Source organism: Acidimicrobiia bacterium (assembly GCA_029210695.1).
GTDB lineage: Bacteria > Actinomycetota > Acidimicrobiia > Spongiisociales > JAHEDJ01 > JAHEDJ01.
Window position 1 is genome coordinate 32102 of sequence record JARGFH010000033.1, and the last position, 10006, is coordinate 42107.

Sequence of the window (10006 nt, forward strand, 5' to 3'; positions counted from 1 at the left end):
AATACCGGCAACCTCCACCTGCACCACCGCCTGCTGCCCCTGTGCCTGCTGCGCGCTCGCGCCCGGAGAGCGCCTGGAAGCGGACGGCGGTTGTGTCCGGTGTTGCGATCACGGCAGGAGTCGTCCTCCTGGTGGCAGTCATCGTCCCGAGGCAGACGAACCCGGCCACACCACCCCTCGTCGTGGCCGGGTTCGCCGAGGGCTTCGTGCACACCTATCTGTCGGCGGCAGGAGAGGAATCCGAAGAGACGCTCGCCCCCTTCCTCGGCTACTCCCCATCGCTGATCGGCATGCGCCCAGGAGCCTTCTACGTGACCAATGTGTCCGTCCGGGGATTCTTCCCGCACGAAGAGGGCTGGACCGTCGAAGTCCGGGCAGAGGTCCTCGAGCAAACGGAGCGCGGATTTGCGCCGTCGCACCCCAGGCACTTCGCGATCCGGGTGATCGACAGGCCCGGAGCCGGATTGCTGGCCGACGGGCTCCCCGCTCCGATTGCGGCACCGACCGTCGCCGCGGTACCGGCGCCCGCGCTGGAGGCGCCCCCGTCGGACGATGGCACGGCGGAGGCTGTGGCCGCTTATCTCGACTGGTATCTGACCGGATCGGCTCCCATCGGTGGTAGTGCGCCGGCAGGAGGGTTCGCTGGCGTGGAACTCCTCACCCTCCATCTGGAAGCGGATACCGCCGTGGCAGGCGTTGCGGTGACCACCGGCGGCGGGCACACGCTCCGGGTAGAGGTACCGCTGGCGAGAGTCGCCGGTGTGTGGCAGGTGGTCGACCTCAGCCGGGAATCCAGCTGAGGCGAATCCGCCGCTCCGCGTTGTCCTGGTTGGGATCAATGAGCATGACCGACTGCCAGGCCCCCAGCGCCGGCATCCCGCCCAGAACGGGAATGGTGATGCTGGGTGCAATGAAGGCAGGCATTACGTGATCGGCGCCGTGGCCGGGCGAGCCGTGGCGGTGGCGCCACCGGTCGTCGCGGGGCAGGACACCGTCAACGGCGTCTATGACATCACGATCGCTGCCGGCTCCCGACTCGATGATCGCTACCCCGGCGGTGGCGTGCGGCACGAACACCGAGACGAGTCCGTCCCCGCGGCCGGCGGCGAACTCTGAGACCTCGCTGGTGATATCAAACGCACCGCGGCGTCCCCCGGTGTGAATTGTGAGAACAACTGAATCCAAGCTGCGACCCCCTCGGTCTAGCCGTTAGCCCGGGCGAAAACCTAGAACCTAAAGCCTAAAACCTAGTGGTCCGTCGCGGATTTGGTGACTTGGTCTCCTGCCGGACGATCCCCGCTGTGGCAGGGTTCGTGGCACTGCCTACCCCGGTCATCAAATAGCAGACAGACCACTAGAACCGTCGCTCCGGCTTGCCGGAGCGACTACAGATTGTCCCCCAGGAAGATCTGAGAGACCGAACTCTCCATGAAGATGGCCTGGATCGCCTCGGCCAGGAGTGGGGCGATGGAGAGCACACGGACTTTGTCGAGGGACTCGATGCCGGGCGGAGCCGGGATCGTGTTGCTGATCACCAGTTCCTCGATGTCGCTGTGCATGATCCGATCGACGGCCGGTCCGGAGAGTATGCCGTGGGTAGCGGCGATCGAAACGCTGAGCGCTCCCTTGCTCTTCAGTAACTTCACCGCGTTCACGGCGGTTCCGGCCGTGTCGATGATGTCGTCGACAATGATGGCGTGGCGACCTTCGACCTTGCCGATCACTGCCAGCGCTTCGGATTCGTTGTGCAGGTCGGCTTCGCGACGCTTGTGAATGAAGGCCACATAGGCGTCGAGTTGTCTTGCGTATTTCTCGGCCCGTTTCACGCCGCCGGCGTCGGGAGATACGACCGTCGTCGGGCCCTTGAGTCGGTCGCGCAGGTAATCGGTGAAGACCGGGAGGGCGGTGAGATGGTCGAACGGTTTGTGAATGAACCCCTGGATCTGGCCGGTATGGAGGTCGACGGAGGCGATCCGGTTGGCCCCGGCGGTCATGAACATGTCGCCCATCAGCCGGGCGGCGATGGACTCACGCGGCCGCACCTTCTTGTCTTGCCTGGAGTACCCGAAGTACGGCACCACCGCGGTGACCCGGCGGGCGGACGCCCTCTTCAGGGCGTCGATGGCGATCAACTGCTCCATGATGTGGAAGTTGATCGGATCGCTGTGGCTTTGCAGGATGAAGCAGTCGGTGCCGCGCACGCTGTCCGTGGGCCGCACATAGATCTCGCCGTTGGCGAACACCAACCGTTCCAGGCCACCCAGCCGCACACCGAGGAGTTCGGCCACCTCCTCTGCCAGGGCAGGATTGGCGCTCCCGGTGAACAGCATGAGCCGTTTGCGGCTCACGACCTCCATATCAGCCCTCCTCGAGCTTGCGACGGTGTCTTTCCCGCCGCCGGTCAGCGTAGCCCGGGATCTCCTTCTGCTGCGAGCGCTCGATGGCGAGGGCTCCGTCGGCAACGTCGCTGCTGATGACCGATCCGGCTGCGGTGAAGGCGCCCTCACCGATGGTCACCGGCGCAATCAGCATGGTGTCCGATCCGACCCTGGCTCCGTCTTTGATGACGGTGCGATGCTTGTCGTATCCGTCGTAGTTCACGGTGATGGTGCCTGCCCCGACGTTGGCGCCGACGCCCACTTCCACGTCACCCATATAGGAGAGGTGAGGAACCTTCGACCCCTCGCCGATGACGGCGTTCTTCATCTCGACGAAAGTGCCGGCCTTCGAGCGAGGTCCCAACAGGGTTCCCGGCCGCAGCGAAACGTAGGGTCCCACTTCGGCCTCGGCGCCGATCTCGGCCTGGCGCACGACGGCGTACCAAACATGGGCGCCCGGTCCGACCGTGCCGTCCTGGATGTAGGTGTCCGGCCCGATCTGTGCGCCGGCGCCCACCCGGGTAACCCCCTCCAGATGGACACCGGGGTACAACCTGACTCCGGCTTCGAGTTGAACGGTGGCGTCGATGAACACCTGCCGGGGATCGGCCATCCAGACGCCGGAGTCCATCCACCCCTCGTTGATGCGCTGGCGCATCAACGCCGCAACTTCGGCCAGTTGCGCCTGGCTGTTGACTCCTGAGAGCTCCACCGGATCCACTTGCACAGCACGGATGGGCAGGTGCTCTGCGGCCAACAGGGCCAGCACGTCCGGCAGGTAGTACTCGCCCTGGGCGTTGTCGCGGTCGAGCTTGCCGAGGGCCTGGGTCAGACTCGCTCCGTCGAAAACGTAGATGCCGGAGTTGACTTCATCGACGGTCAACTCCTCGGCGGTGGCATCCCGATGCTCAACGATCCCGGTGACGTTGCCGCCGGCTTCTCGCAGCACCCGTCCGTACCCGGACGGATCAGCAAGGCGCATGGTCAACATCGAAACGGCCGGTCGGTCCTTCTGATGGACGTCCAGGAGTTCCCGAAGGGTTTCCGTGCGTAGCAGCGGCGTGTCGCCGGGCAGCACGAGCACTGCTTCGCCGTCGACATCGCCGAAATGGTCGATCGCCACCTGGGTGGCGTGTCCGGTTCCCAACTGCTCATCTTGCACACAGCTGGTAACCGTTACGGGAAGGGAAGCGCGCAATTCGGCGGCGTCCGGCGCAACCACCACGGTCACGTGGTCGGCTCCGATGCCGTCGACGGCGTCGAGGACCCACCCCACCATCGTGCGACCGGCCACCCGGTGCATGACTTTGGGAAGGCTCGACTTCATCCGGGTACCTTGCCCGGCGGCCAAGATCGCCACCCTCACGCCCATGCGCGCTTCCTCCTTTTCGCTGGGGGGACAGGAATCGAACCCGTACTAACGGGACCAAAACCCGTCGTGCTGCCAGTTACACCACCCCCCATGGGCAGTGCCGCCGAGGCGGCTAACGGCAGGGTCATGTTACCCGTCGTCGACCAGGCGGGCTCCGTGGCGGAGTGGGGCCGCCGCTCCGGCGTATCGGGAACCCGGCGGGACGAGATCTACAGCCTCACGCGCCTCTTCTTCAGAGCCGAAGAAGCCGAACAACGACGGCCCGCTCCCCGACATCAGCACCGGCCTGCTCCAGCGTCCGGCCAGCTCGGCCCGCCAATCATCGAGCTGCGGAGCCAGCGCTACCGCGGCCGGATAGAGATCGTTCACGAACGGCCCGAGGGGTCGCAACGACGGAGGCAGATCAGATCCGGCCACCATGAAGCCCCGTGGTTGTTCGAGTCGATCCCATGTGTCGTATACGGCCGGTGTCGACAGGTCGAACGGCGGAACCACCAGCGCCAGGTGATAGCCGCCCGCCGGGGTGAGGGCCGTCAGGATCTCCCCGTATCCCTCCATGCGCGCCAACCCGCCGGCGAGGAAGAACGGCACGTCGGCCCCGATTCCCGCCGCCAGCGCGGCCGGATCCTCGACCGTGAAGAGGGCCGCCATCGCCAGCAAGGCAGCCGCCGCATCGGAGCTGCCGCCGCCGAGGCCGGCCGCGGTCGGGATTTCTTTGACGAGCTTGATGTGAAGGCCGCGCTTGCGGTCGGGCACTGCGGCCCGCACTGCCTTCCATATGAGGTTGTCATCGTCGACCTGTAGCCGAATGCCTCTGATGTCGAGCAGGTCATCGTCGGCAGGTTCGAAGAACAGCGTGTCGAGCGGCTCGATCGCCTGGACGACCGACAACAAAGGGTGATAGCCACTCTCAGCACGGCTGCGGACCCGCAGGCTGAGGTTGACCTTGGCAGGTGTTTCGATCTTCACGAGGAGACCCTGGCCAGGGCCAGCCAGTCCCCGGTGGACAACGACTCTGCGCGCTGTGTCGGATCAATTCCGGCGGCCTCACAGGCGACGATCGGATCGTCCACCGCTCCCTTCAACGATGACCTGAGCATCTTCCTGCGCTGCGAGAACCCCGCCGCCGCCAACTCGATGGCCCGCTCCGCTTGCTCGTCGACCTCATCCCGACGTTGGATTCGGATAACTGCGGAGGCCACCTGCGGTGCAGGAACAAACACGTGAGGAGGGACCGTAAACTCCATCTTGATGCCGGCGTACAGGTTGACAACGACCGTTGGCAGGCCGTACTGCTTGCCGCCGGGATTCGCCGTCATCCGGTCGGCCACTTCCCGCTGGACCATCACCACGAACGTATGGATCGCCGGTGCAAAGCGGAGGAAATCGAGGACCAGCGGGGTCCCGACGTGATACGGGAGGTTGGCCACGAGCGTCCACTCCCCATCGAGACCGGCAACGTCGAGGCTACGAGCGTCCTCCATCCGGATCTCCACGTTGGATAGGTCGCCGACCGATTCCTCGAGCAGCGGCCGCAGATGGTAATCCACCTCATAGGCGACCACCCGGGCGCCGGTGGCGGCCAGCCCGCGAGTGAGCGTCCCGGTTCCTGCTCCCACCTCGAGCACGTTGGAGGTGGCATCAACCCCGCTCAGCCGAACGATGCGCCGCACGATGTTGGGGTCGGCGAGGAAGTGCTGTCCGAGCGTGGTCCTGGGCGAGAGACCGTGTTTGTCGAGCAGGTCTCGCATTTCGCGCCGCCCTTGTGGTTCCGTCACGGCCTGAAGATCCCGGCAGCCGTGGTGGAGGTGATGCGCGCCACCTCGTCGACCTCGAGACCCCATACCTTCGCCAGGGCCGCCCCGACCAGGGCAACCCGGGCCGGCTCGTTGTCCTCGTGGCGGAATGGGGGCGGTGAGAGGTAGGGAGTGTCGGTCTCGACCAGTGCCCGGCCGGGTGGGACGACGGCCGCGGCCCTGCGCACCGTGTCACCGGTTTCAAAGGCGATCGGCCCGGCAAACGAGAAGGTCACACCCAGTTCCATGAATCGTTTCGTCCACTTCGGTCCGCCCGTCCAGCAATGCAGCACGGTCTGGCGCCCCGCCGCCAGTTCGTCGATTATCTGGAACGCTTCCTTGAACGCATCGCGAACATGGACGACGAGCGGCTTTCCGAGTTCGAGCCCCACCCGGATCTGATCGCGAAACGCCTGTATCTGCTGGTCACGGGGCGAGAGATCCCGATAGAAGTCGAGCCCGATCTCCCCCACCGCCGCCGCCCTCTCGAAGAAGGCGGCGAGACCGGCGCGCTCCTCCGGCCATTTGCCTGCGTCGTGGGGATGCAGACCAGCCGTGAACAGGAGCCGCTCCGGATACTGCTCGACGAGGTGTTCGGCTGCGGCCGTGGAAGCGAGGTCGATTCCCGGAACTACGATCCACGCCACCTCGGCGGCGCGTTCGAGCAGATCGCTCACCGGCTGCGAGCCAAGTTGCAGGTGACAGTGGGTGTCAACCCAACGGTATGTCATCAACGGGAGCGTAGTGGTGCAGAAGAAGTTGGAAGCCTCCGCCATGTGGTCGGCTACACTTCCCCGAGAGGGGAAGACTCGGCCGCCGCGCAGGGTGCGACGGCCACCACACCAATCGTGAGGTGCCATGGATACAGGCATGACCCGGAAAATCGATGACCTCGGCCGCATCGTCATCCCGGCCGAAACCCGGCGGCTCTTCAAGATTCGAGAAGGCGACTACCTGACAATCGCCGTCGACGGTGACAGCATCGTCATCAAGAAACTCGAAGCGACGTGCACGTTTTGCGGTTCGACCGAAGACGTCAGCGCGTTCAAGGGCAAAGGCCTCTGCGCGACCTGCCGGAGCGAAATCGCCTAGCGAATCCTCAACCAGTCAGGTCCGCTAGCGGCTCTCCGCTGAGTGAACGGCCTCGTAAATGAGACGTCGGGCCACTCCCGTTTCGTCGGCGGCGCGCCGGGCTGCGTCGGCCGACGACATCCCGGCCTCGATGAGCCCTCGGGCGATGCGCGTTGCTTCTTCCAATGATGGAACCGGCGCGGTCGCCCCGCCGATCACGATCGTGAATTCGCCCCTGGCCTCCCGCGCCGACCATTCGCCCAGGCCGTCACCGAGGCTGCCGCGCCAGACCTCCTCGTGCAGTTTGGTCAGCTCTCGCAGCACCGCCATCGGCCGTTCGGCGCCCAGCGCAGCCGCGAGATCTTCCAGATCCGCCGCCAGCCGGGACGGTGCGACAAACAACACCGTCGTCCGCTCCTCGCCGGCGAGTGCCTCGAGGCGCCGGCGGCGCTCGGCGCCCTTGCGCGGCAAGAACCCTTCGAATACGAACCGCTCCGAGGGCAAACCACTCAGGGCAACGGCCATCGTGGCTGCGCTGGGTCCGGGAATGGCGGTGACCAGTGCACCGACTTCCACCGCCACTCGCACCGCCGAGAGGCCTGGGTCGGAGATGCCCGGCATTCCTGCGTCGGTGAGGAGCGCCACCGTCTCTCCCCGGGTGAGCCGGTCCACCAGTTCATCCCGGCGACTGGTTTCATTGCCGGCGAAGTAGGACCGCATCGGTACGGCAGCCCCGGCCGCGTCGAGGAGCACCCGGGATCTGCGGGTGTCTTCGGCGAATACGACATCGGCGGAACAAAGTGTTTCGATCAGCCGTTGCGACATGTCGCCGAGATTCCCGATCGGGGTGGCGCATAGAACCAACACGCCGCTCATGGCAACAACTGCTCCACGAAGCCTTCCCCAACCTCTGGGTCGGTCGCAACAACGAATCGAATGGTCGGCCCGTCGAGGCGGACGACTGCGAAATCCTCACCGGCCACCTCGAGGTACCCGTCGTCGGTGTCAACGACCTCGCCGGCGATCTGCTGAACGACGAACGCCACCAGAGTCTCGAACATCTCTGTTGCGTCGACCGACGAGTCGGCAACGTAGGCCAGATCGAACACGATCTCACCACCGCCATCCCACAACAGGCGATATTCGTCGCCACCCCACCCGACGGCGGCCGCAGTGGCCGTCTGATCGTCGAGTGCCTGACCGAACATCGCTCGGAATGCCGCCTGACCCCACACCGAAGTCTCGGAGATGCCGTACCCCGCCGGGACGAAGTTGTCCGTCTCCACCTCCTTGGGTGGCTCACCGACCATGAAGTCGGCCGGGTGGTAGATCTGCTCGGTTGTGGTCGGCGCCGCTGAATAGAGGTCGTTGACGGCCTCGAATCCGTCCACCTCCCACACGGCCGTGACGAAATCCGACCCGGTGGTGTAGGGGAACAGCAGGAGTTCCTGGATGAAGCGGGGAGTCCGGTCGAACACTCCGGTCTCGATCTCCATGGCGGCATCGAGTACTTCGAGTTGATCGTCCCGGGAGCGCGAACCGAGATACAACGTCTCGGTGAGGGTGGCGTCTCCCTCAATCACTGCCGTGAACGCCGCCATTTCTTCGAACCTCTGTGCCTCGTCGAGGTCGATGATGAGATCGGCAAAGCCGAAATGCTGGTCGGTGAGCGCATGGGTGAGTTCGTGGACCAGGGTCAGCCGCTGCAACTGCGACAGCGCACCGTCGCCGAACGGCACGACCAGTTCACCGGTCTCTCCGTCGTAGAACCCGGCGACCTGCTCCGAGTAGAGGTCGGTGTACAGATCGGCCAGGTCCGTAGCCGCCCCGATCAGGCCGAGGGCGACGAGCAGCAGTTCATCCCGACGGGTCTCGTTCGGGTCGAGTTCGTCTTCGATCAACGTGCGCACCCGTTCGGCCAGTTCCGCTTCGGTGACGAGGACGACGTTTGGAGGTGCCACGAACTGGAGTTGGCGGATATCTTCGGTCACCGCGGTCAAGTCCTCGATGGCCAGCAGCAACGGGTCCGGCGCAATGGTGGAAGTGGTCGAGGTTGAGAGCGGAGCGTCCGGCGGCAATGTGGTGGACACCCCGGCGCCGCTACAAGAGGCGGTGACCACGAGGAGAACAACGGCGGCGGCGCGAACACGGAACACGCCGGGAGGTTAGCCACCGCATGTCTGTTTGAGATCATGGCCGGGCAGCGGCCCCGAGCCACCGGCCGGTTGACTCCGGGCGCGGAAGTGCCCAGCTGGGGGAGCCGGGCACTTCCTCCTGGAAAACCTCACTTTCAGCGTGACCGACCTACCCGCCTTCGGATACTTTGACATTGGTAATCGTCGAGTTGCCTTTGATCAGCCCGGAATCGTGGTCGTTGACAAAGATCAGATGGCTAAACGTCCCGTGGGTCATCACAGCCGGTTTCGTCGGGGCGCTGGGAAATGAGCTCGTCGCCCGCTATCGCATCAGAGTGGGAACCGCGATCGGCTCTGAGGCATTGATTACCGATGGTCGCCATGCCCGAACCGACGCGTTGACTTCCCTGGCGGTGGTTGCCGCTGGGATCGGGGCCGCCTTTGGCGCGGCGTGGGTCGATCCGGCCGCCGGTTTCGTCGTTGCTGGTGCCATCCTGTGGCTGATGGCTAGATCGGCGAAGCGCATGACGCGTCGAGTGCTAGACGGGATTGAGCCGGAGATCGTCGATGAGGTCGAGGCGACCATCCGCGCAGTGGCCGGCGTAGAGGATGTAGCAGATCTGCGGGTTCGCTGGCACGGCCATCAGCTCCGCATCGCTGCCGCGATCTCGGTCGACGCCACCGTGACGGTCAAAGCGGGGCACGACACCGCCCACGATGTCGAGCACGCACTACATCATCGGTTTAGCTTCCCGATCACTGCACTCATCCATGTCGATCCCCACGGCCAGGCCGACGCCCACGACGGAACCGCCCACCACCAGAGTTAACCCAACACCACACCGGATTCACCGCACATGTAAGTGACTTCGGTGGCTGATCACTGCCGGGTCCTGGGTGCATGATGCATCCTGGCTGGTCCGGGTGGAGGCGCCTTTGACCGCACTGAGGGATCCGCTCGATGGCGGGGAGCCTCGTTGGTCTGTTTGCCTTTGCCGGGCCCGTCACGGGTGACCCGATTGAGGGAAGTGGGGCGGACCGGCGAGTTCGGCCCCAGTTGCAGCACATGTGTGGGATCCGCGGCGTGGTGTCGTGGCTGAGGAACGTGGGACCGTGGCGTTTTGTGTCTTCTGCCAGGAGCGGCCGAAAGTCGGAGAAGCTCGTGCAGAAGGAGGAGACGGTCATGAATGAGGTGGCCTATCGGAGGCTGGTGGGGATCGATCTGGGTATCGCTACTGCCCACACCGCGCAGGT

At 65.1% G+C, this 10006-nt stretch carries 12 protein-coding genes and 1 tRNA gene; 4 read left to right on the forward strand and 9 right to left on the reverse strand.

Going from position 1 to position 10006, the window contains the following annotated elements; all coding sequences use genetic code 11:
* The first annotated feature begins 41 nt into the window (after positions 1 to 41).
* Entirely contained in the window at positions 42 to 800 is a 759-nt protein-coding gene (locus P1T08_11575; protein MDF1596710.1) for a hypothetical protein, read from the forward strand.
* Here the strand turns inward: P1T08_11575 and P1T08_11580 are convergent.
* The 7 genes from P1T08_11580 to P1T08_11610 all read right to left on the reverse strand — a co-directional run bounded on the left by P1T08_11580 (position 781) and on the right by P1T08_11610 (position 6277).
* A complete protein-coding gene (locus tag P1T08_11580; GenBank protein MDF1596711.1) occupies positions 781 to 1185 on the reverse strand; it encodes a YjbQ family protein in 405 nt (134 codons plus the stop codon). The genes P1T08_11575 and P1T08_11580 overlap by 20 nt on opposite strands.
* Positions 1186 to 1385: 200 nt before the next feature.
* Positions 1386 to 2357: a ribose-phosphate pyrophosphokinase gene (locus P1T08_11585; protein MDF1596712.1), complete on the reverse strand. Its 972-nt coding sequence runs from the start codon at positions 2355 to 2357 to the stop codon at positions 1386 to 1388.
* A 1-nt stretch (position 2358) separates the two neighbouring features.
* Positions 2359 to 3750, reverse strand: coding sequence for a bifunctional UDP-N-acetylglucosamine diphosphorylase/glucosamine-1-phosphate N-acetyltransferase GlmU (glmU, locus tag P1T08_11590; GenBank protein MDF1596713.1), 1392 nt, complete (start codon positions 3748 to 3750; stop codon positions 2359 to 2361).
* Positions 3751 to 3769: 19 nt separating this feature from the next.
* Positions 3770 to 3841, reverse strand: a tRNA-Gln gene (locus P1T08_11595).
* Positions 3842 to 3879: 38 nt separating this feature from the next.
* Positions 3880 to 4719, reverse strand: a complete 840-nt coding sequence (gene ispE, locus P1T08_11600) for a 4-(cytidine 5'-diphospho)-2-C-methyl-D-erythritol kinase (GenBank protein ID MDF1596714.1) — start codon at positions 4717 to 4719, stop codon at positions 3880 to 3882.
* Complete coding sequence (gene rsmA, locus P1T08_11605; protein ID MDF1596715.1) at positions 4716 to 5528, reverse strand: 16S rRNA (adenine(1518)-N(6)/adenine(1519)-N(6))-dimethyltransferase RsmA; 813 nt, start codon at positions 5526 to 5528, stop codon at positions 4716 to 4718. Before rsmA ends, ispE begins: the two co-directional genes overlap by 4 nt.
* Positions 5525 to 6277: a TatD family hydrolase gene (locus P1T08_11610; GenBank protein MDF1596716.1), complete on the reverse strand. Its 753-nt coding sequence runs from the start codon at positions 6275 to 6277 to the stop codon at positions 5525 to 5527. The genes rsmA and P1T08_11610 overlap by 4 nt, the downstream gene beginning before the upstream one ends.
* Positions 6278 to 6416: 139 nt before the next feature.
* On the opposite strand from P1T08_11610, the gene P1T08_11615 reads away from it, so the two are divergent.
* Positions 6417 to 6638: an AbrB/MazE/SpoVT family DNA-binding domain-containing protein gene (locus tag P1T08_11615; protein MDF1596717.1), complete on the forward strand. Its 222-nt coding sequence runs from the start codon at positions 6417 to 6419 to the stop codon at positions 6636 to 6638.
* A 24-nt stretch (positions 6639 to 6662) separates the two neighbouring features.
* Here the strand turns inward: P1T08_11615 and rsmI are convergent, their stop codons facing one another.
* On the reverse strand, positions 6663 to 7493 hold the full coding sequence (rsmI, locus tag P1T08_11620) for a 16S rRNA (cytidine(1402)-2'-O)-methyltransferase (protein MDF1596718.1): 831 nt from the start codon (positions 7491 to 7493) through the stop codon (positions 6663 to 6665).
* Positions 7490 to 8773 (reverse strand): hypothetical protein, encoded by a 1284-nt coding sequence (locus tag P1T08_11625; GenBank protein ID MDF1596719.1) that lies wholly within the window; start codon positions 8771 to 8773, stop codon positions 7490 to 7492. The genes rsmI and P1T08_11625 overlap by 4 nt, the downstream gene beginning before the upstream one ends.
* Positions 8774 to 8940: 167 nt before the next feature.
* Between P1T08_11625 and P1T08_11630 the strand changes: the two genes are divergently transcribed.
* Complete coding sequence (locus tag P1T08_11630; protein ID MDF1596720.1) at positions 8941 to 9582, forward strand: cation diffusion facilitator family transporter; 642 nt, start codon at positions 8941 to 8943, stop codon at positions 9580 to 9582.
* Between the two features lie 131 nt (positions 9583 to 9713).
* On the forward strand, positions 9714 to 10006 hold a 293-nt coding region (locus tag P1T08_11635), incomplete at its 3' end, for a hypothetical protein (GenBank protein MDF1596721.1).